This window comes from Mucilaginibacter yixingensis (genome assembly GCF_041080815.1).
In the GTDB taxonomy this organism is placed as follows: domain Bacteria; phylum Bacteroidota; class Bacteroidia; order Sphingobacteriales; family Sphingobacteriaceae; genus Mucilaginibacter; species Mucilaginibacter yixingensis.
Genome location: NZ_CP160205.1, coordinates 2,165,664 through 2,187,793, shown reverse-complemented (window position 1 = coordinate 2,187,793; position 22,130 = coordinate 2,165,664). Strand labels below are relative to the sequence as shown.

The 22,130-nt window shown below is 49.3% G+C and carries 15 protein-coding genes; all 15 read right to left on the bottom strand.

Annotated features, from left to right (window positions below; translation table 11 throughout):
• Nucleotides 1–55: 55 nt before the first annotated feature.
• Nucleotides 56–1,609 carry an alpha-L-fucosidase gene (locus ABZR88_RS08730; protein ID WP_107828601.1) on the bottom strand — a complete coding sequence of 518 codons (1,554 nt, stop codon included), beginning with the start codon at nt 1,607–1,609 and terminating at the stop codon, nt 56–58.
• Between the two features lie 41 nt (nt 1,610–1,650).
• Nucleotides 1,651–3,867, bottom strand: coding sequence for a polysaccharide lyase family 8 super-sandwich domain-containing protein (locus ABZR88_RS08725; RefSeq protein ID WP_107828600.1), 2,217 nt, complete (start codon nt 3,865–3,867; stop codon nt 1,651–1,653).
• Between the two features lie 21 nt (nt 3,868–3,888).
• Nucleotides 3,889–4,563, bottom strand: coding sequence for a carbohydrate-binding family 9-like protein (locus tag ABZR88_RS08720; protein ID WP_107828599.1), 675 nt, complete (start codon nt 4,561–4,563; stop codon nt 3,889–3,891).
• 35 nt (nt 4,564–4,598) lie between these two features.
• Nucleotides 4,599–6,059: a sulfatase gene (locus tag ABZR88_RS08715; RefSeq protein ID WP_107828598.1), complete on the bottom strand. Its 1,461-nt coding sequence runs from the start codon at nt 6,057–6,059 to the stop codon at nt 4,599–4,601.
• Nucleotides 6,060–6,081: 22 nt separating this feature from the next.
• Complete coding sequence (locus ABZR88_RS08710) at nt 6,082–7,239, bottom strand: phosphotransferase enzyme family protein (RefSeq protein WP_107828597.1); 1,158 nt, start codon at nt 7,237–7,239, stop codon at nt 6,082–6,084.
• A 37-nt stretch (nt 7,240–7,276) separates the two neighbouring features.
• Nucleotides 7,277–8,299, bottom strand: a complete 1,023-nt coding sequence (gene galE, locus ABZR88_RS08705) for a UDP-glucose 4-epimerase GalE (RefSeq protein WP_107828986.1) — start codon at nt 8,297–8,299, stop codon at nt 7,277–7,279.
• A gap of 12 nt (nt 8,300–8,311) precedes the next feature.
• Nucleotides 8,312–9,703, bottom strand: a complete 1,392-nt coding sequence (gene glmM, locus ABZR88_RS08700; RefSeq protein WP_107828596.1) for a phosphoglucosamine mutase — start codon at nt 9,701–9,703, stop codon at nt 8,312–8,314.
• 29 nt (nt 9,704–9,732) lie between these two features.
• Nucleotides 9,733–11,031, bottom strand: a complete 1,299-nt coding sequence (locus ABZR88_RS08695; RefSeq protein WP_107828595.1) for a sugar MFS transporter — start codon at nt 11,029–11,031, stop codon at nt 9,733–9,735.
• A 17-nt stretch (nt 11,032–11,048) separates the two neighbouring features.
• Nucleotides 11,049–12,968, bottom strand: coding sequence for a glucosamine-6-phosphate deaminase (gene nagB / locus ABZR88_RS08690; RefSeq protein WP_107828594.1), 1,920 nt, complete (start codon nt 12,966–12,968; stop codon nt 11,049–11,051).
• A 79-nt stretch (nt 12,969–13,047) separates the two neighbouring features.
• The gene (locus ABZR88_RS08685; protein ID WP_107828593.1) at nt 13,048–15,453 is read right to left on the bottom strand and encodes a glycoside hydrolase family 3 N-terminal domain-containing protein; all 2,406 of its coding nucleotides are present in this window, start codon (nt 15,451–15,453) and stop codon (nt 13,048–13,050) included.
• Nucleotides 15,454–15,537: 84 nt separating this feature from the next.
• On the bottom strand, nt 15,538–16,620 hold the full coding sequence (locus ABZR88_RS08680; protein WP_107828592.1) for a substrate-binding domain-containing protein: 1,083 nt from the start codon (nt 16,618–16,620) through the stop codon (nt 15,538–15,540).
• Between the two features lie 34 nt (nt 16,621–16,654).
• Nucleotides 16,655–17,755, bottom strand: coding sequence for a glycoside hydrolase family 105 protein (locus ABZR88_RS08675; protein ID WP_245917054.1), 1,101 nt, complete (start codon nt 17,753–17,755; stop codon nt 16,655–16,657).
• Between the two features lie 118 nt (nt 17,756–17,873).
• The gene (locus ABZR88_RS08670) at nt 17,874–18,752 is read right to left on the bottom strand and encodes a hypothetical protein (protein ID WP_146166531.1); all 879 of its coding nucleotides are present in this window, start codon (nt 18,750–18,752) and stop codon (nt 17,874–17,876) included.
• Between the two features lie 354 nt (nt 18,753–19,106).
• A complete protein-coding gene (locus ABZR88_RS08665; RefSeq protein WP_170113601.1) occupies nt 19,107–20,099 on the bottom strand; it encodes a DUF5017 domain-containing protein in 993 nt (330 codons plus the stop codon).
• Nucleotides 20,100–20,129: 30 nt separating this feature from the next.
• The gene (locus ABZR88_RS08660) at nt 20,130–22,124 is read right to left on the bottom strand and encodes a RagB/SusD family nutrient uptake outer membrane protein (protein WP_107828588.1); all 1,995 of its coding nucleotides are present in this window, start codon (nt 22,122–22,124) and stop codon (nt 20,130–20,132) included.
• Nucleotides 22,125–22,130 lie beyond the last annotated feature (6 nt).

Here is a 22,130-nt window from a genome sequence, read left to right as displayed (position 1 = left end):
ATAGGCTTCGTCTGCCCTAATGTTGCTAAATTTAAGGTAAAACGGTTTCAGTAAGCTAATCTTTCAACTCAACATCAACCACATTACCATTGGCAGACCGCATGGCGGCCGGCACCTGGATCACAATCTGGCCATTGTTGGCGGTGTAATCAATCTTTTTGTTATTGCCTAACATGCTCACGTGTTTAACCGCACCGGGAGTTTTCAGGGTGATGGTTGTTGCGGGCTGAGGCAATACCGGCGCTTTCAGCTTATTGCTTACATCGGGCATAACAAACAGATAGCGATGCTTGCCCGATACCGTTGCCAGTGTTGATGCCTGCTCTGCCTGACCCAGTGGTTGGGTATTGCTGATGGCTACGCCGTTAACTTTCATCCAGGCGGCCATATCATGCAGGCGACTGATCATCTCATCAGTAAACACGCCTTCTTTCGTCGGGCCGAAGTTGAGCAGCAGATTGGCGTTATTGGCGCGGCAAGTGGCCAGCATGTTCAACGCGTATGCGGTTGATTTTAAAGGCGCTTTGGTATATCCCCAGCCTGGTTCGGCAATGGTGGCGCACAGTTCGGCCCAGTCACCTTGTTGTGTTTTGGGTAGAGATTTGTCTCCCTCCAGCGTTTTGTAATCGCCATAGCCAAAGAAACGCGGACTAACCACTATGCCCGGCTGCAGCTTGTGGATCTGATCCATAGTGATGCAATGCTGCCAGGCGATGTTTCCTTTCGGGATATCGGGCGCGCCATCAAACCAGATCATATCTATCTTGCCGTAGTTGGTCAGCAGCTCTTCTACCTGCCCCTTGATGTAGGCGGCAACTTCCTCATAATGCTGTTGTTTCTTGGCCTCGGTTTTTACGCCGGTACGGGCGTGCAGATCGGCATCCAGGCTGGGGACATTTTTGTAATCGCGCCCCACGCCATAGTACATAAAGCTCTGAAAATCGCGGTTAAAGTGCCAATCTGGTCCGGAATAATACAGCCCCACCTTCAGTCCGTATTTACGGCAGGCTTTTACGTAGTCTTTTACAAAATCTTTACCGCTCAGGTAGTTTTTGGTGCTAAAATCGCCGTAGTTGCTGGGCCACATGGCAAAGCCATCGTGGTGGCGGGTGGTAAACACCACATATTTCATGCCTGCCTCTTTGGCAAGCCTTACCCAGGTATCCGGATCGAATGATTGCGGGTTAAAATCTTTGGCCATGGCCCAATATTGGTTGGGCGTGATGCAAGAGCCATCGGTTTCACAATGGTGGCCAGCAAAAAAGTTACCTGCGGCAACATATCTGTCAACAGAATCTTGCGTAGGTTTCTTGGAGGACCAGCCGATCTGTGTGCCCGCCATCATGGGCCACGACAGATCCAACGCTTTTACCGAAGCAATGCTCCAATGGATAAACATGCCGAAACCCACCTGCGAAAACCATTGCGCATCAGGATTGGTAGTGTGCTTATAGCCCGACGTGGCATCATCAACAATGCCTATCTGCGCATGTTCCATTTTTACGGCATCATCTTCGCTTTTGGTAGTTTTTTGTTGGGCAAATACGCCGGTAGGCCAGCAAGCAGCAACCAGCGCGGAGCTTAGTAAAACCGAGGTTATTTTTTTCATGGGTTATGGTTTATAATTTGGCTATGTGTTAATGTCAATTTTTATTCAATGATTCCGTTTCTGTTATCCGTCAACTGATGCATGCCGTTATGATCAAGCTCATACCCTGCCGTTGAACCGGCAAAAACTCCGGCAGGCATGGTTGCTGTAAATGGTTTGATGGTTTTGCGTCCGGGCAAAGACAGGTCAACTGTTATTTTCTGTGCCGTTTGCTGCGGATCGGCTACGTATACTTTTGCATTGCCGCTATGCACACCACTCAACATGATAATACAAGGCTGATCTGCCTTTACAGTCACATCGCCCAGTTGAACGCTTCCGACTTTATGTAAAACCACTTGCAGCACATCCAACCCGCGGTGCATTACGGCTTGCGCAGCTTCGGTATTGGCTAAAATTTCAATTTGATGCCGGTCATAGGCTTGCATGGCCTTTACATCAGCCAGTCCCGGCACTACGATGTACGCATAGCTATCATTAGCCTGTTTATGTTCCAGCCATGCTTTAAAAACAGATCCGCTCACTGGTTTATCCGCACTGCCCGTCCTTATGCGCGACCATGAGCATGTTTGTGTAGCGGTACTTACCTGCAGGTGCTGGGCTACGGGCAGGAAATAACCAATACTATCGTGCAAGATCCATTTTGCCTGGTCTACAGATCGCTCTTCGCCGTTTTTAATGGTTATAATTTGTTTTGGTGTACCAACAGTCACCGCGCCATTCAACCAGCATTGATTAATAGTGGTAATCAGCCCGTCTTTTCCGGCGGTTTTAATACCTGCTCCCAGGCAAACCACTTCCCTGTCAAAAAAGAACCAGGCTTTTTTAGCACTCACATGATGGTATTGCATATCATAAGCGGTAGCGCCGTATTTGCCATCGCTCACACCGCCAACAAAGCTACTGGTACCCGGGATGCCCCACTCTTTAGGAATGCGGGCCACAGAATCGCCCGGGCAGTCGGGTGCGGTGGTACCGGGAATCTTGTCCCACTCCCAAACGGGCATAATGTTAAAATATTCATCACCCCGGCGCTGTACGTTGGTTGAGCCATCGGGCAGAAAACCGCCTAACAGATTTTCTTTATTACCAGCCTCGGTCCGCAATGTGCGCACGGATGACATCCGCACATTAAAACTATAAAGCGGACCGGTATGCTGCACATAGTCTGCTTTCCAGTAGTGCGCGTGCCTTAGCATGAGCAGCTCATTTTTTGCAGCACGGTTATCCAGCAGTGTTTTAGCCTTTTTCCATTGATCATTATTCGCCGGATCTGTTTGCGGTATTTTCTCATCCAAAAGCGTCTGGTGCCCGGCATGTAAAGACCCCGTGCGACTAACACCGCGGCCCAATACATCAAAATCCAAGTATCCGTTCCTGATCGACCTTAAATAAGTATTCAAATAATAGCTGGACAAAATAGCCAGCCCCTTCCCCTTCAAAGCATAAGGTGTATTATGCAAATACCAGGCAATATTATATTGGTCATAAACATAAACAGCGCCGTAGCTGGCAATAGCCTCCTGCGGGCCGTGGGCAAAAAAGCTGTTATCGTTTTGTATGCCGTCTTCGTTATTGTAATAAGCAATCCGCCCTACACTGTTCTTCGCAGCGGTATCTATTACCGAAGTATTTCTGGTAAGCACGCCGCGATACAGATAATGCAGGGCAACGTCGGTTTGGTTAGCACCGCCCTTGCAACGCGGGTCGGCCGCTCCATCAAAATCCATCGCAGCCAGCAGGCGTTTTTTCAGGGCCGGCGGCAGGTCCTTCTGCTCACCATCCATCAGTATCAAGGTTTGGCCGGTATTGATGGGTGCGCCTATCACATTGCTATACCAGTTCCAGTGCACGCGCTTGGTTTTATACCAGTATGAGAGAGTTTTAACAATGCAATTGTAAACCCAATCGTTATGATAATAACGGCTCTGTTTATTGGTATAGGCCTTGGTGTATGACAACACACGCTCCAGATGCGCCGGATCTGCAGCTTCATAATGCATATCAGACCAACAGCTATCACTATTGGTTAGCAGTTTGCGTGTGCTGGTTACCGCTTCATCCAGCTTTTCAGAACGATCTTCGCTCTGCAGGTCGCGGTAAATGCGGGCTTTAATGCTGTCTATAAATTGCTCCTGTGCATGGGCACCCGTTGCACAAGCAAACAGGCAGATCAACAACAAAAAGCTTTTGCTGGCGCGATACAAGCAGCCTGATTGCAGCTGATTTTTTTGGTATGTTATAGTTTGGTTTGGCATCGATTCTTCTCTTTAGGTTTCTTATAATTCAACCAGCATTTCAAAACGTTCAAACAAGCCAGCCCCGAAAAACTCAGGTCGATGGAAGTCTGGCGCTACCGTATGAATAGGGTTCCAGGCCAGGTAATGCGGCTCGGGCAGGTCATCGCCGCATTTAAAGAAGTTGAGGCGACAGGCCTTCCCCGCAAAATCATCAAACTGATGAAACTCAAACACCGCGGTTGGAATAGCAATGGTCAATTCCCACTCAAATAATTGATTAGTCTGATTAAACCTCACCGCTGCCTCCGTGCGGATCAGCCCCAACAAATTACGATCAAGCAGCTTCCGGTCGGCCTTGCCGCAGCCGTACTCGCCCAGCACGGTACCGGCGCAGTTAAACTCCAGGTTATAATAGTTCAGATCGTTCTCAAAACCAATAAAAAGTTCTACACAAGTGTCTTTATAAACAGGGTCATTGGTATTCCGATAAACGGCCGCAATGTGCTGCTCGCTGACGTAGTATTTTAGAAAAATCATATCGCGCCCATGCGCCATAGCAAAGCGGGCCGTTGGTTTGTGCGGCACATCCAGCCACAGCGCGTGCGAGATAGCGTGCTTGCCAAATCTATCTAACCGGGCACCAACTACGGTAAGCATATCACCCCCCTGGGGATAGGATATAAATGGAATAATGAGATTATTGGGATTGTTCATCGTCCTGTTGTTTTTGGGTATCTTACCCGATACTATTAGTGCTGTATTTTGATGCTAAACGGGTCATTGGTTTTGTTTAACCAGCTCACCAAAACCGGTTTCAGCTTTTGCACGGTAGCATCCTCGTCGTTATAAAGATTATTGAGTTCGAAAGGATCTTTCTGCAGATCAAAAAGGAAACCTTCCACCTTGCCTTTTTGATTAACGTAAGCCAATTTGTACTGCTTAGTGCGAATGCCACGGAAACCCGATTTCATGTTTGGCGGGTTAACAGCGCCCAGGAAATATTGATACTGGCTTTGCATGCCCTGGCCTTTCAGCACGTTAGCGGCAAAACTGTGGCCTTCCAATCCGGCCGGTGTTTTTGATTTGAGGCCCAGCAGGTCAAGCAGCGTTGGATAAACGTCGGCCATGCTCATTAACAATGAAGTATCGCGCTGGGTACGGATATGCCCTTTCCAGTAAAAGATGAGCGGAATGCGCAGCGACTCTTCGTAGATATTGTTTTTGCTGATCTCGTCATGCTTGCCCAGGCAGTTGCCATGGTCGGCAATGAACATCACCAGGGTATTATCGTCCAGTTTTTGCTCCTTTAGATAATGTACAATGCGCCCCACCTGGTCATCAACGCCGGCAATACAGGCATAATAATACTTAACGCTTTTTCTGTATTCCTGTCCCATCGGGGTGTTCTCCGCAGGGATGTTTGGATCTTTCAGCAAATCTGCCAGCGGAACATTTTTATAAAGGTCAACATAGCGCTGCGGCACTTCGGTATAAGGCGAGTGCGGCGGATTCATCGATACCACCAGCGAGAAAGGCGTGTTCTTCTTTTTCACATCGCCCAAAAATTCAATGGCTTTATCGGCCTCATGCTGCGGGCCCCATTCATCTACATAATGGAAACCATCACGACCGGCCTTAGTATCCCAATACATGGGGTGCATGTGCATATCATAAGTGCCATAAGCATACCAGTAATCAAAACCGTGACGGCGGTCTGGCGATGTCCACTCATTCCAGGCCAGTGCTTGGGTGTTATTACTTGTAGGGATATAGGGCTCATGCGGCGAGTCCAGGTGCCATTTGCCAATGTAGCCGTTATAATAGCCATTATCCTTCAGCACGTCAGACCAGCAGCGGGTATCTGCCGGTAGCTCCACGCCATAAGGCGCGGTGTTTGAATTTACGTTGCCGCATACTTTGTTTTTCAGCGGATACAGACCCGACATCATCATGGCTCTGGATGGCGAGCACACCGGGTAATTGGTAATCATTTGCTCGCCCAGGTAACCGTTGCGGGCCAGCGAGTCCAGATTAGGTGTCATCACCTGCTCTTTATGCTCAATGCCTAAGGCTTGTCCCCGGTATTGATCTACCAGGATAATTAGCAGATTAGGGCGTTTAGGCGGAATCACTTTTTTGTGACGCGGAACGGTAAAGGCAGCAACACCAGCGGCCAATAACACTAAACCCCATAAAGTTATCTTCTTCATAATTGGTTATAATTAAAGTTTATCAACCTTCAAACTCATTGCTTTTGGCGTGTGTATGGCTCATGCCCACTTCGGCCGCGTGCATCACAATGGCGTATAACTGATGATGAGCCTTCTCCAGTTTCTCCACCAAATTAAACTGCGCACGTGCACGTTGCAGGTTATGTGCAGGGAACGCCGTTTTATAATAAGTATCCCCGTTAATGTAGTCGGTTAAAAAGCGCAAACCCATGATGAATGGCAGCAGTGTGATGCCAAGGGTTAATGAGCGCAACTCGGTAGTGCTCATGTACGATGCCGTTTGACCAAGGAACCCCTGCGCAAAGGCTTTAAACACCGGGATGTTCAGCTGAATCTTGTCCAGATCGGGCTCATCCTCGGGTGCGGTGTTGATCAGCGTGCGCACGGCATCGCCAAAATCAAAAGCCATATAGCCGGGCATAATAGTATCCAGATCGATGATGCATTGGGCGCGATCATTGGCATCAAACAGAATGTTGTTGAACTTGGTATCGTTATGGGTTACGCGCAGCGGCAATTTGCCTGCATCACCCAGACGCTCAATTTCGCCCATGCCATGCTCCCGTGCGCGGACGAAGGCCACCTCGGCGGCTACCTCGTCCAAACGGCCAGCGGCGTTGTTTTGGATCGCTTCTGCAAATTGTTTCAGTCTGAAGTTGATGTTATGAAAGTCAGGCAGTACCACGCTCAGCTTGCTTACATCCAGATCGGCCAGGTAATTCTGGAACTGGCCCAGGGCTTTGCCGCCTTCAAGGGCCTGTTGTGTGGTTGTTACCACGTCATAGCTACGGGTATCTGGTAAGAACAGGTACAGTCGCCAGTATTGGCCCTTGGCATCCTGATAGTAATATTGACCGCTTTTGGCGGGGATGAGCGTCAGGGCGCGGTCGCCTACATTAGCGCTGCCCATCAGCGTGCTGAACTTGTTTCTGAGATGATCTGTTACGTAGCTGATGTTATCAATCAGCGCCGGTACATTTTTAAATATCTCGTGGTTAACACGCTGCAACACATAATCTGGACAGGCGGCATAGCTGTTGGTTATCCGGTAAGTATCATTAATATGTCCAGACCCAAACGGCACGGCATCGCTAAAACCTCCGTTTATCTCAAAATTGGCCACAATGGCCGCAACCTCCTCTAAATTCGCTGCTTTCATAATCTATATCTTTCTTCGTCTGTGTCTTTCTCGTCTTTTATTCTGCCGATTGCAGGTGCTGTTCCCATGCCCATGCAGATCGCATCATCTCGTCAATTTCCAGCGAGGCTTTCCAGTTCAATACACTGGCAGATTTACTCACCTCGCCCCAAACTTTTTCTATATCGCCCGCTCTGCGCTCGCCCAATTGGTAGGCCAAGCTTTGCCCGTTAGCCTTATCGAATGCGTTAATGGCTTCCAGCACGGTATAGCCCTTGCCGGTACCGACGTTGAACACATCGTATTTTACTGCTTTATTGTTTTCCAGGTATTGCAGGGCCGCCACGTGTGCCTTGGCCAGATCAACCACGTGGATAAAATCGCGGATACAGGTACCATCGGCCGTATCATAGTCTGAACCGAACACGGTGAGTGGACCACGTTTACCAATGGCACTCTGGGTGATAAATGGCACCAGGTTTTGAGGGATGCCCCTTGGCAACTCCCCTATCAACGCCGAAGCATGGGCCCCAACCGGATTAAAGTAGCGCAGAGAAACAATTTGGTAGTTATCTGCCGCTTTGGCTACGTCTTGTAATATTTCTTCGGCCACCTGTTTGGTATTACCGTACGGCGATTCTGCTTTTTTAATCGGCGCTTCCTCAGTAACCGGCAGCACATCCGGCTGACCGTAAACCGTGCAGCTTGACGAAAACACAAAAGCCACCTTACGCTCCTCAAAGCAACGCAGCACGTTAATGAGCGAGCCGAAATTGTTATCGTAATACTTCAAAGGCTGCGCTACCGATTCGCCCACGGCTTTGAAGGCTGCAAAGTGGATTACACCTGCTATATCCTGCTGGTGTTCCATAAAGATGTTGAGCGCGACCTTGTCGCACAGATCGATCTCGTAAAACTCAGGCGATATGCCGGTAATCTGCTTAATCTGCGTGAGTACTTTTTTATCTGAATTAGACAGATTATCAACAATAACCGGATGATACCCGGCATTGATCAACTCCACCACCGTGTGCGAGCCGATATAGCCCATGCCTCCTGTAACCAATATTTTCTTTTTCATGTTCATGGGTGCTTATGCTTTAATGCCCGCCAGTTCTTCCAGTTCGTTCATCATCTGTTCGGCCAGCTGGTCTGCCGCTTGCTGGCTGCCGGCCTCGGTATAGATCCTTACAATGGGTTCGGTGTTTGACCGGCGCAGGTGTGCCCAGCCATCCTGAAAGTCGATCTTTACGCCATCGATGGTGTTCTGCGGGGTGTCTTTGTATTTCTCGCTCATGCTATCCAGCAGGCTGCCCACGTCCATACCCTCCTCCAGCGTGATCTTGTTTTTCGACATGAAGTAAACCGGATACTGAGCTTTTAGCACCGACAGTGATTTTTGCTCATGCGCCAGATGCGACAGGAACAGGGCGATACCCACCAGCGCATCACGACCGTAATGCAGCTCGGGATAGATCACCCCGCCGTTGCCCTCGCCGCCGATGATGGCGTTGGTGGCTTTCATGGCTTCTATCACATTCACCTCGCCTACCGCTGCCGCGGTGTAGGTATTACCACTGTTTTGGGTAACATCGCGCAGGGCGCGGGTGGACGACAGGTTGGATACCGTATTGCCCGGCGTATGTTTCAGGATGTAATCGGCAATGGCTACCAGGGTGTACTCTTCGCCAAACATGCTGCCGTCTTCGGATACAAAACACAGGCGGTCCACATCAGGATCTACCGCAATACCCAGTTGGGCCGAGTTCAATGTCACTGCTGCGGAAAGACCGGCCAAGTGCGCGGGCAGCGGCTCTGGGTTATGCTCAAAGTTGCCATGCGGCTCGCAGGCTACTTTGTATATGGTTTGCACGCCCAACGCGTTAAGCAAGGCAGGCACTGCAAAACCACCGCTGGAGTTCACCGCATCAACCGCTACGCTAAAGTTTGCTGCCGCGATGGCTGCTTTATCTACCAGCGGCAGGGCCAGTATGGCGTCAATGTGCTTTTGCAGATAGGTATCATCCACGGTTACTTTACCCAGATCGTCTACCTCAGCAAAATTGATCTCGCCGCTATCGGCCAAAGCCAGCACTTCCGCCCCATCTGCCGCGCTGATGAACTCGCCTTTGTGGTTAAGCAGCTTCAGTGCGTTCCATTCTTTAGGGTTGTGGCTGGCGGTAAGGATGATACCACCTGCGGCTTTTTCAGCCGGAACAGCCATTTCTACCGTCGGCGTGGTTGACAGGCCAAGATCGACCACGTCAATGCCCAGGCTTTGCAGCGTGCCTACCACCAGGCTGCTTACCATGGGGCCAGAGATGCGTGCATCTCTGCCGATCACGATGGTTTTAATACCGGTTTTGCTCACCGCCCACTGGCCGAAAGCTGCTGTATATTTCAGGATATCAAAAGGGGTTAAGCCATTGCCGGCGCTGCCTCCGATGGTGCCTCTGATGCCTGATATGGATTTTATAAGTGTCATTATTAGTCTTTTTATAAATGGGATTGCTTTTAGGATTTACTTTTAATCTTGTGGCCGATAACGGCATAGTACCAGATAAACAGGTAAGCCGGTACCATAATGAGGTAAGCATGCTGCGTGTTATAAGCATCGGCCAGGGCACCATATAGCAGCGGCAGAACTGCACCACCGGCAATACCCATAATAAGCAGCGAGGAACCAATCTTGGTGAACCTGCCCAAACCTGCCAATGCCAACGGCCATAGCGCAGGCCACATCAGCGAGTTGGCCAGGCCCATCAAGGCAATAAACAATACCGATGCCATGCCATGGGTAAACACGGCCAGCAGACCAAACACCACGCCCAACAATGCCGAAACGCGCAGCGCCTTCTCCTGACTAAAAAAGCGCGGGATACAGATGATGCCCGCCAGGTAGCCCACAATCATGCAGGAAAGCGTGATGGTAGAAAAGAAGCGGGCCGTAGCCAGACTGATACCTTGCGAAACGCCATAGCTGATAATGGTATCGCCAGCCATCACTTCTACGCCCACGTACAGGAACATAGCCAGCACACCCAGCAGCAAATGCGGAAACTGAAACACACTGTGTTTGTTGCTGTTGGCTAATAGTAGTTCTTCGCTCTCGTGCTCGGTATCAATCTCGGGCAGTGGTGAGCGGAACACCCACAGCGCCAGTGCCAGCAGCACCACAATCATGATGATGTATGGCATAATTACCCTGGCCGAAAGCTCATTCAGGGCGGCGGCGCGCTGCACGTCGTCCATAGTGAGCAGGCGTACTTTCAGCTCATCGGCTCCTTTCAGGGTTACCGCGCCCAGTACTACCGGGGCTATGGCGCCTGCAACTTTATTACAGATGCCCATAATACTGATACGGCGGGCCGCACTCTCTGGCGGACCAAGTACCGTGATGTACGGATTGGCCGCTGTTTGCAAAATGGCCAAACCTGTACCCTGGATAAACAACCCCAGCAAAAACAACAGGTAGATCCTGGTGGTTGCCGCCGGGATAAACACCAGCGCCCCCACAGCCATTACCAGCAGGCCCAGCGCCATCCCTTTTTTAAAGCCGGTATATTTGAGCAAGGCACCCGATGGGATGGCCATTACAAAATAAGAGATGTAAAAAGCCCCTGCCACCAGGTACGATTCCAGGTTGTTCAACTCGCAGGCCATTTTGAGGTACGGGATGAGTACCGAATTGAGCCAGGTAACAAAACCGAAGATGAAGAACAATACACCGATGATGAGAATGGGCGGAACGCCGCTTTTCTCTTTCGCGGTAGTAATTACCGGTACTGGTGCTGTGGTTGTTTCAGTTGTCATGATGCTTTAGTATTTAATTAAAATATCCATCTTTTAAAGGCCTCAATGGCCTCGTAATTGGCCAGGCCCAGTTCGTCATAGGCACGGGCGGTTTCGCTGGTGCGATCTTCTGCTCTTACCCAGAACTCGCGGGCGTCATCACCCGGGAACACTGGCAAATCTTTTTGCGACTGATGCTTGAAAATAGCCAGGCGCTTGCGATACACTTCCTCAGGCGACAGCGGCACAGCCATCTCAATCTCGTGGATCTCAAACTCGTGCCATGCGCCGCGGTACAGCCATAACCAACAGTCTTTCACCCACTCGTCGGTTGCTTTGAGGCGGGTTAGCGCTTGCAGAATGATATCGAAACAAACTTTATGGGTACCATGCGGGTCGGCAAAATCGCCGGCGGCAAATACCTGGTGCGGTTTAATGGCGCGCAATAGTTCCATGGTTTTGGTGATATCGTCTTCAAAGCTTACCTTTTTGCTGGTTTTCAGCCTGTCGTAGAAAGGCAGTGCCTGGAAGTGGATGCGATCGTCCGGTAATCCGGCGAAACGGGCGCCTGCAATAGCTTCGCCTTTGCGGATCAGCCCTTTGATGGTTTGCACTGCTTTAGGATCGGTCTGATTAGGTTGTTTGGTTTTGAAGAAGGCACGCATCTCGTTGTAGGAGGCTTCCAACACCGAGGTGTCACGACCCTGGCTCTTTTCAAAATCAATGTTAAACTCAACGTAGCGCAGCACATCGTCATCCCACACAGCGGTGTTGCCAGATGTTTGGTAGGCTACATGCACCTCGTGTCCCTGATCTGCCAGGCGAATGAAGGTGCCGCCCATCGAGATCACGTCATCGTCAGGGTGTGGTGAGAAAACAATCGAGCGTTTTTTTGCCGGCTGCGCACGCTCCGGACGCTGACTATCGTCTGCTTCAGGTTTGCCACCCGGCCAGCCGGTGATGGTATGTTGTACCTTGTTAAAAATATCAATGTTGATGTTGTAAACCGGGCCTTGTTCCGTAGCCAATTGGGCCATGCCGTGGTTGTTATAATCGTCTTCGGTTAGTTTCAGGATTGGCTTTTTCAATGTTTTGGCCAACCAGATCACCGCTTTCTTGATCAGCTCGGTATTCCAAACGCAGTCTTTCACCAGCCATGGGGTATTAAAGCGGGTCAAGTCGCTGGCGGCGCCCTGGTCTACAATAAACTCTACGTGGTCTGATAGTTGCAGGAAGGTTGCAGGTACATCCGAAGAAATCTCGCCTTCTACCGCTTTCTTGATGATGCTGGCCTTTTTAGTGTTCCAGGCCATCAGGATAATCTCTCGGGCTTTGAAGATAGTACCTACACCCATGGTGATGGCTTTGGTAGGTACATTCTCTTTACCGCCAAAATCGCGGGCGGCATCACTGCGGGTCAGGTCGTTCAGCGTAACCAGTCGTGTACCTGAGTTTGGCGCCGAACCCGGCTCATTGAAACCAATGTGACCGGTACGACCGATGCCCAGCAGCTGTATATCTAGTCCCTTGTAAGCGTTGATCTTTTGCTCATAAGCCAAACAATAGGCCTCTACCTTATCCCTTGAAATGGCACCGTCGGGAATATTGACGTTAGCCTTATCGATATCCACATGATCAAACAGATGGCCATTCATAAAGCTTACATAGCTTTGCTCGGCGTCGGGCTGCATGGGGTAATACTCATCCAGGTTAAAGGTGACTACGTTTTTAAAGCTCAGCCCTTCCTCTCGGTGCAGGCGCACCAGCTCCTGGTAAACCTGTATGGGGGTAACGCCGGTGGCCAGACCCAATACGGCTTGCTCGCCTTTTTGCTGTTTGGCCAGTATCACGTCGGCTATACGACGGGCTACGGCTTTGCTGGCTTCAACCTGATTGGCAAATACGGTTACAGGCAATTTTTCGTACCTGGTTTCTTCTAAGAGATTTAATCGTGACATATTTTTCTTAAGTATTCAAAAAACTATAGTTCTTCCGGGGTGACAGGTTATGGACAGGGTTGAACAATTTATAATTGACCTATTTGATAAAAAAGCTAGCCGTTTGCCTGATATCTGCCGATGACGAACCAGCCATCACTTTAAACTCGCCCGGCTCCAGTACAAAGGCCATGCTGCGGTTGTATAGCTTCAATTCCTCTTGTGGGATGCTGAAGTGCAGCGTGCGTTTCTCGCCTGCTGCCAAGTGCACGCGCTCAAATCCTTTTAAAAGTTTTTCATAGGTAGTTACTGAGCTTAAAACATCGCGGATATAGATCTGTACCACTTCATCGCCGGCCACTTTGCCGGTGTTGGTTATATCAACCGATACCCGGATATCGTCTTTACTGCCCTGCGCTACAGGTGCTACACTCAGATCGCTATAAACAAAGCTGGTATAACTCAAACCAAAGCCGAACGGATACAGCAGGCCTTTGGCTTTGGCTTCCTCACCTTCGTCGGTCTGGGCGTTAGGTTTTGTTGGGAAATTTAACGGCAGCTGCCCAACTGATTTAGGGAAAGTGAGTGTGAGCTTACCGCCCGGGTTATAATCGCCAAACAGCACATCGGCAATGGCAGTGCCGCCTTTTACGCCCGGGTAACCGGCATAGATAATGCCATCTACATATTTATCAATCCAGTTGATGGTCATCGGTTGCGAGCCGATGAGCACCACAACGACGGGTTTGCCGGTAGCTTTTACAGCCTTGATGAGATCAAGCTGATGCCCCGGCAGATCCAAACTGATACGGCTTTTGTTCTCGCCTGCGGTACGGGTATTGCCACCCAATACCACCACAGCCACATCGGCAGCACGGGCGGCCTGCACGGCAGAATCAACCATGGCCTGCTCTTGTGCATCCATCGGTTGCGGCAATATCTCGCTTTCGGGCCAGGTTTTATCTACCAAATCGGCACCTTTGGCGTAGCTTACTTTGGCTGCGCCCAATTTATTTTGAATGCCTTGCAGCACATTTACACTTGGCGACATCAACGGACCGTAATGGGTGTGCGCATAGCTATCATTAGTAGCATTGGGACCGATAACCGCCACGCGATTAAGTGTTTTAGCCAAAGGCAGGATATCGCCCTTGTTTTTCAGCAATACAATACTTTCCAGCGATGCCCGTAAAGCTACCGCCTGATTGGCTGCGCTGTTTACCAATTTGCGGCTTGCAGCGGCACTCTCTACATAGGGATGATCAAACATGCCCACTTTAAATTTTACTCGCAGCACATCTTTAACCCTACTGTTAATGGTATCCATCGGGATGCGGTTCTCGCGCACCAATTGGCGCAGGTAAACAATAATGCTATCAGGCGCACGGAAGGTTGTCCGTACGTTCATACCGGCCATAAATGCCTGGTAAACGGCTTCTTTCAGGCTGGCGGCAACGTGGTGTTTGTTGTACAGGTATTCCAGCGCGTCGCTGTCGCTTACCACGTAGCCGGCAAAGCCCATTTCCTGGCGCAGGCGTTTAATCAGCCAGTAATCGCTGCCAGAGATGGGCACGCCGTCATAATCGTTATAAGAACTCATTACCCCCAGCGGAGCGGCTTCTTTAAACACATGTTTGAAGGGATAAAGCAAAACATTCTCTACCTCTCGCGGCGCTACCTGTGGGTCAGTGCGGGCCAGGCCTTCGCGGGCGCCTTTGTTGGCACTGTAAACGGCAAAGTGTTTTACGGTTGATGCAATTTGGTTATGATCTTGCATGCCGGTAGCCATGGCTACGCCCAGCCGGGCCACCAGGTAAGGATCTTCACCGTACGATTCTTCCAGACGTCCCCAACGCTGGTCGCGCGCAACATCGAGGATGGGCGCATATACGTTAGTATACCCCAACGCCCGTGCCTCTTTGCCGGTAATTAATCCTTCCTGATAAACCAAATCTTTGTCCCAGGTCATGCCCATGTTAAGTTGGGTTGGGAAAGCGGTAGCCTCATAGGCCTCTACCCCGCGGATGCCCTCGTTGGTAAAATCGGCAGGGATACCCAAACGGGTTTGTTCAATAAAGAAGCGCTGGGTCTCATTCATGGCCCAAACGTGTTTTTCCAGGTTGGTAACCAATATGGAGTTTGATGTTTTACCCCAGCCAATAAAGCCGTTCAGGTGCTCATCAATATTGGCAATGCCGTCTTTCCATATTTCGTTTTTCCAGGCGGGTGTGGGTAATGAGTCTTTTAAGATGCGTTTCCAGCCATAGAGCGTAGCCATCTGGCAGGTTTTCTCTTCCAGCGTCATCTGCGAGATCAGGTCGGCCACGCGCTCATTGATGCTGCGTGACGGATCTTCGTAAACGTCTTTCTTCCCATTTTTATTCAGGTCAATCCAGCCTTTTTTATAGATGCTTTTGGCAGATTGAGCATGAGCCACGCCGGCCAGCATCAGCAGGGCAAGCAGGCTGGTTAAAAACGTTTTTATCTTATTGATGTGCAGTTGCATTATGTTATTGATTATAAGTACATCACAAATGCGTGTGCGGACACGCAAATTCATCTTTTAAATCGATTACTAATCTTTTTTGGCTTAACTCATATCTGTAAAATCGGTATCCTCTCCGGTGAAATAATTGACGTTTTCTTTCACAATAATATCCAGCGGCAGGTACTTCATCATTGGGATATCTTTTTTCAGCACCAGGTGTTCTGAAATCAGCTGCAGGCTCCAGAACCCCTGCCCTTTTGCGTTCTGATTGATGAGGAAAGTAATCCCCCCGCTTTGCAGAAACTTGATGTTCTGCGGCACCAGGTCATACCCTATTATTTTGATGTCGTTTATACGGCGCTCTTTCAAATAGGTGGCAATCTTATAGGCCTTAGACGTGGTTACGTAAATGAATTTGAGGAAAGGATTATGATCGATGATCTTATCCATCTGTGCTTTGAACAATGAGTAATCCTCGCCATTCATGTCTTCCTTCATCAGGCGGTAATCGTCCAGCTGATTCTGCACAAAGTAGTTTCTAAAGCCGCTTTCTTTTTGTTTCAAGTGGAAGGCGTTAGAAATATCCTCGTCAAAGTGCACTATCAGCACCGCACCTGCTTCAGGCATACTGGTGTGTACCAGTCGGGCGGCCAGCATACCGCTTTGGTACGAGTCCTGCCCTACGTAGCACAGCGGATAGATATCAGAGATCTGGGTATTAAACAGTACAAACGGGATTTTCCGGTCTTTCCAGATCTTAAAGAAAGGCATCACCTCGCGGTAGAAAACCGGTGATACAATGATGCCATCCGGCTCGCTATCTGTCAATAATTTTGCCTGCTGCACAAATGAAGCCGCATCAAATTGATTAAACAAAAAGAACTTAACGTTAACACCATACTGCTTCAGATCGCGCTCGGCACGTTTTATGCCTTCAAACGGATCTGTCCAATACACGTCATACTGACCATCGGGGACAAGGGCCGCAACGGCCACCTGCTTTTTAGATCCCAGCGCGCGGGCAATAAAGTTGGGCTCATAATCCATCTTTTGAAGGATCTTAAGCACACGCTCCTCTACATCAGGCGATACGCGGCCACGCTTATGGATGACACGATCTACCGTACCGGTTGAGACCTTTGCTTTCTCAGCAATATCTTTGATGGTTATTTTGCGCTCAGACATGAGTTCTTCCCGTTTATAAGTTCAAATCAGTTTATTATTTCTGCAATGCGGCCATTTGTACGCCCGCCATTAAAAAGGCGCCCGGACCGTAAACATCCGTATCGTCATAAGTCACCTTATCAGGCGATGCGCCTACCGGCTGTACATAACCCAGTTTGCCATCAGGATGTACCGAAGATACCAACGCAGCCCAAGCCTTGTTAACCACCGGCAGGTATTGTTTTGACGGCAGCAGGTGATGGTTAATACCATAAGCCAAAGCAAAGCAGAACAGACCGGTACCGCTGGTTTCTTTATTTGGATAACTCTGCGGATCGAGCAAGCTGGCGTGCCAGGTTCCATCAGCCTGCTGCAAGGCAGCAACTCTGCCAGCCATTTGCTGATAAAGTTTTATCAACGGCTTGCGTGCTTTATCGTTTGACGGTATGGTTTCCAGTAGTCTAACTAAGCCGGCCAGTACCCAGCCGTTGCCGCGGCTCCAGAATACTTTGGTGCCGTTTTTCTCTTGTTTATCAAAATAGCGGCTATCGCGATAAAACAGTCTTTCGTTTTTGTCATACAGATAGTTAGTGGTCTTCCACCACAGCGAAACGGCCAGATCACGGTAGCGCTTGTCGCCAGTAGCTTTAGACAATTGTCCTAAGGCAGCAGGGCCCATAAACAGGGCATCGCACCAGGCCCACTCGCGGGTGTGGATGTTTTTTACCCACAGCAGTGATTCGCTATGGTCTGCCTGCACCAGGCTGTCTGCCATCTTACGGAAATCCTGAATGTATCTTGGATCTTTATTGATGGCCGATAACTCGGCATAAGTTTGACCGATGCAGTAATCATCAGCAAAAGAACGCTCCGGACCAATGCGCCAGTCAATACTGTTGCCTACCGATACCAGGTTGTTCAGATAGGTTTTATCGGGAGAGAAACGCGCCCAATCCATCATACCGGCATACATAACGCCGTAGGTCCAATCGGTTTTTCTGCGTTTCCAGCCGTTGGTTTCCAGGTTGTTCCATTGCCAGTTGTACACCTTCTCCATCACCCGGGTCAGGCTATCGGTTTTGGTACGATTAGCTGATGCCAGGCATGGCAGGTTTACAGCCAGCAACATCAAAAGGGATAATCTTCTCAAAAACATCATCGGTATAATTTTATAATTCGGTCTATTTAATAATCTATTGTTCTAAACTTAGGTTGATGAGATGCAAATAGAGCTAAAGTACGATCTTTTATAAATTAGCCTGTGCATTTTTCTCTCAACTGTGTTGTTTCAAAAAATCTTTTACGGCCTTTAACCAGCCCTCATTTTCATTAACTATGATACGGTTGCCCGAGGCATCGCGCATCCCGCTGCTACCCCAGATCAGGCAGCCATCTGCCCCAAGGTCATACAGTGTTTGCAGGCGATACATCATCTCGCTGTAATCCAGCATCCGGCGCTCGTTGTTTACATTGATCTCCGGGGTGATGTAAGGCAATATTTTCTTGTTAGGATAGCCGTATTTTTTGCAGGCTTCCAGGTTAAACACCACGCCTTTTTTCCATTCCTCGTTATCGGTTGTTTTGTAATTATAAAGCGATGGACTGAAATAGTCTACCGCCGCGGCTACTGAACTATAGGCTTTATTCAGGCGGTTATAAAGAGCGGTGTCTTTAGGGTAGCCGTAAGTGTCCTGCGGCACGGTGGCGTAGAGGCCAACCTGTGCGGCAGGATCAATTTCTTTAAAAGCCCCGATGGCGCTCAATAGTTTAGCGGGCGTGTGCAGGGTGTCAAAACGATTCCAGCCTTCCAGATCCAGCGCTACGATGACGCCGGGCTCTGCCGACGCCAGCTTAGCCAGCGGATCAAGCTTGCTGCGATTAATAACACCATGAGTTTTATTGCCATCGGGGTAATCGGTAATACGATTCTCGTAAATCAAATTGTATTTAGCGATGCCCAGCGTAGCCAGATAATCCTGCAGCTGACCGAACTTTGCGGGCACAGCAGTGCCACCTTGCATATAGCCGGCATACGGAATAAAGGCATACACCTTAAACGGCCTATTTCCTGATCTTTTCTGCTGGGCGAAGCCAGGAAAAACAATCAGGAGGCATAAGCTCAGCATCAGGCAAAAACAAATTGTTCGCTTCATTCTGCTATTGATTATCGTGTTGTTTACGTTTTATTTAATCTCTCTTTTATCCGGCTAATAATGAACCCTTAATTATCCCCCGGACTGCCGTTTTTGCCGGGTCCAATCGGCAAAAACGGTCAGTATACATAGAAGTGTATCAGGCTACACTTGGGTTCGCTCATTCATCCTGCGCGGGGGAAACCAATCTAATTAACCTAGTTATGGAAATGTTACCGGCACTTGCTGCGCGGTTATCTTTAAATCAATTATATCAAAAGAACTAAAGGGGCTGCATTTATAAGGAGAAAATCGTCCTTTCCTGGAGTAAAATCGTCCGTATTTCATGGCGTTTTCAACTACAGCACCATTAATTTATTTTACAGTTACCGGCACTTGCTGCACGGTTGTTTTTGAAGCATCAGCGGTAGCGTTTGTAGCTACAAAAACAGCATTATAATTACCGGCCTGGGTATATACATAAGGGTAATTAGGCAGCTGGGCGATGATTGCTTTAATAGCGACACCGGCATCCGGCGTTACCTTGGTCAGATCAACAGGGCCGGTAATGGCCCATGCTTCTGCCGATGCCGTGGCCGTCGTGGCAGATCCGGTGATCACCAGTGATGTACCGTCGGTATAAACCCAGGCATAATTGTTTGAATTTTTAGCCGGATCATACGATACTGCCCACCCGGGGCTAAAGCTGGTGTTGCCATAATTGGTCACTGCCTTGGCCGGACTGTTCAGGTTGGCTACGGTATAGCTGGTACCATCGCTCAGTACATTGTTGATGGCAAAATTGGTAATGGTCCATTTATTTTGGATAGACCCAACGGCACCGTTGTACTTAAAGGCGATGTAAACAGGTGTTTTGGCATAAGTTGACAAATCAATAACGCCTGAAGGCACAGCCGCGGTACCACCGGTTGACAGCGTTGCCTGTGCGGTTAGATCTGTCCAACTAGCCGCTGCAATGTTTGCGTTGGTGGCAGCCGTATCGCGTACCTGCACGCCAGCCAGGGTTTTTAAAACGACACCTTTAAAATCGGTAGATATCAACAGACTAAGTGAGCCTGTTTGTGTACCGCTGGCACGCACGGTACTAAACTGCAGTTGCGCAGTACCGGCAGCCTGAGTACGATTGATATATTGGTAACGTTTACCTACCTCGCCAGAGTAAAAGGTAATTAAATTGGGATTGCCGGTGAACTTAAAGTTCACCGTATCTCCAGGCGCAAAGCTGGCAGGTGCGCTGCCATTATTTTTTACCGCGGTTACGCCAAAGTTAGGCGAAGGCACCTCCTGCTTTTTGTTGCAGGCTGCCAGGGCAAGGGCAGCTATTGCTATGATATATGAGCGTCTCATGTTTCTTTTCATTAAAGGATGAATAATTGATTACCAACCTGGGTTTTGCGTTGCCGCCGTGTTCACGGTGATCTCTGATGATGGAATTGGATACAAGTTATGTTTGGCGCTAACGTTAGAGCCGGCCAGGCCGCCGTAGGCAAAGGTAGCACCTGCATTGGCCTTCATATCGGCACCCAATGCGTTCATGGTTTGCACCCAGATACCCCAGCGGATCAGGTCAGGACGACGTAATGACTCGTAGCAAAGCTCACGGGCACGCTCATCCTGGATAGCTTGCAGGAAGGTATCTTTGGTCAATCCGCTCAGATCAACTGTTGATGTAGCAATGGTTGCGGTAACTGTTGCTGCTGCACCCGCGTAAGTAAATACCGCACCGGTGGTTGCTGCTGCAGATGCACCGCTGGTATTGGTAGGCCCGGTGGCTGTTGAAGTTCCGGCAGTGGTTACGTTATACAGGTTGTTACCATTAGTTACCTGCTGGCCAACGGCATAAGCAGTAGCTGCAGTCCATACCGTTCCAACCTTAATAGTTGGGGCCGAAGTATAGCCGCTACCCGGGTTAGTAATCATCACGCCGTTCACCTTACCTGTGCTGGCTATAGAAGCCATACCTGTTGCACCTGTACCACCGCCACCGGTGATGGTTAAAGACACATTTGCCATTGCTGTTGTTGAATACGCATAGCCGGTGTTACCGGTGGTAGCCAGTGTAAGACCGCTAACAACCGAAACAGAAGCAGTTGGTGTATTGGGGTTTATACCAAAACCTCTTCTTCTTACCTGGTTAATGGCATTGTATGCTGTAGTAGTTGGCCCGTTAACCTGATTCTCGGCTTCGGCCAGCATCAGCAATACGTCTGAGTAGCGCAGCAGCGGGAAGTTGATAGCCGTATTGTTTTTGTTTTTTGGCATCATAGTTTCATACTCCCGGCGGAATTTACCGGCATTGCGGTTGTACAACTGTGCTGAGGTAAAGAACACGTCAGACACCGGTGTGGTAGCCGCATTGTAAGAGTATGGTGCAATGGCCCAATCGCGACGTAAATCGCCGGCGCCATACAGGTTGTATAGCTTAGCTGTTGCGTTAACAAAAGCGTAGCTGTAACCAATTACATCGGTATTGGTAGATAAAGCAATACCGTTGGTGTTTCCTATACGGCTAAAATCGCTCAATCCGTCGCTGCCGTTGCCTGCAAACTCTACCTCCCACATGCTTTCTTTTACATCGTAAATATTCTGGTGCAGGTTTACAAACATCTGCTTGTAACTTGGGTTGAGGCTATGCTCGCCAGAGGCAACTACTTTTTGTGCCCAGCTTAATGCATCCTGGTATTTTGAGGCATCATTGAGCGGGTAACCGGCCATGGTTAAACACACACGGGCCAGGATACCTTCAACCACCGTTTTTGATACATGGCCACCGTAGCCTATTGCCGTAGCTGTGTTAACCATACCTTCGGCAGTGGTCATATCTTTCAATATCTGGGCATAAACATCTTTAGCCGGGGTACGGGGCAGGTTAACTGTATTAACCGATGCCGTAGGTGCGGTTTTAAGCGGCACATCGCCAAAATTACTCACCAGCAGAAAGTGGTAATAGCCACGCAGAAACAGGGTTTCGCCCAGTATCACTTTGCGTTTGGTTTCATCCATCGATGCCTGGTTAATATTCTGGATCAGGATGTTAGCGCGCTCTATACCCTGGTATAATTGGGTCCAGAGGTTATTGATATCGGCATTGGTATAGTCAAAGCTATAAACCTGTACGCCGGTTACCTGGGCCGACCGGGCGTAAAAGCCCTCGTCTGTAGATGCTCCCAACTGATCAAACATAGCATCGCCGTACAGGGCAGCGGTACTCAGCGGCTGGTAAACACCGGCCAATGCGCTATTCAGCTTGGCTTCTGTATTATAGTATTCGGGCTGTGTAAGCGTATCGGTCGGAACGGTGTTCAGAGATTTTTTGCACGAAACCATTTCCAGACTCAACAGAGCGGCCAGAAATAAGAGTGAACGTTTCATAGTCAA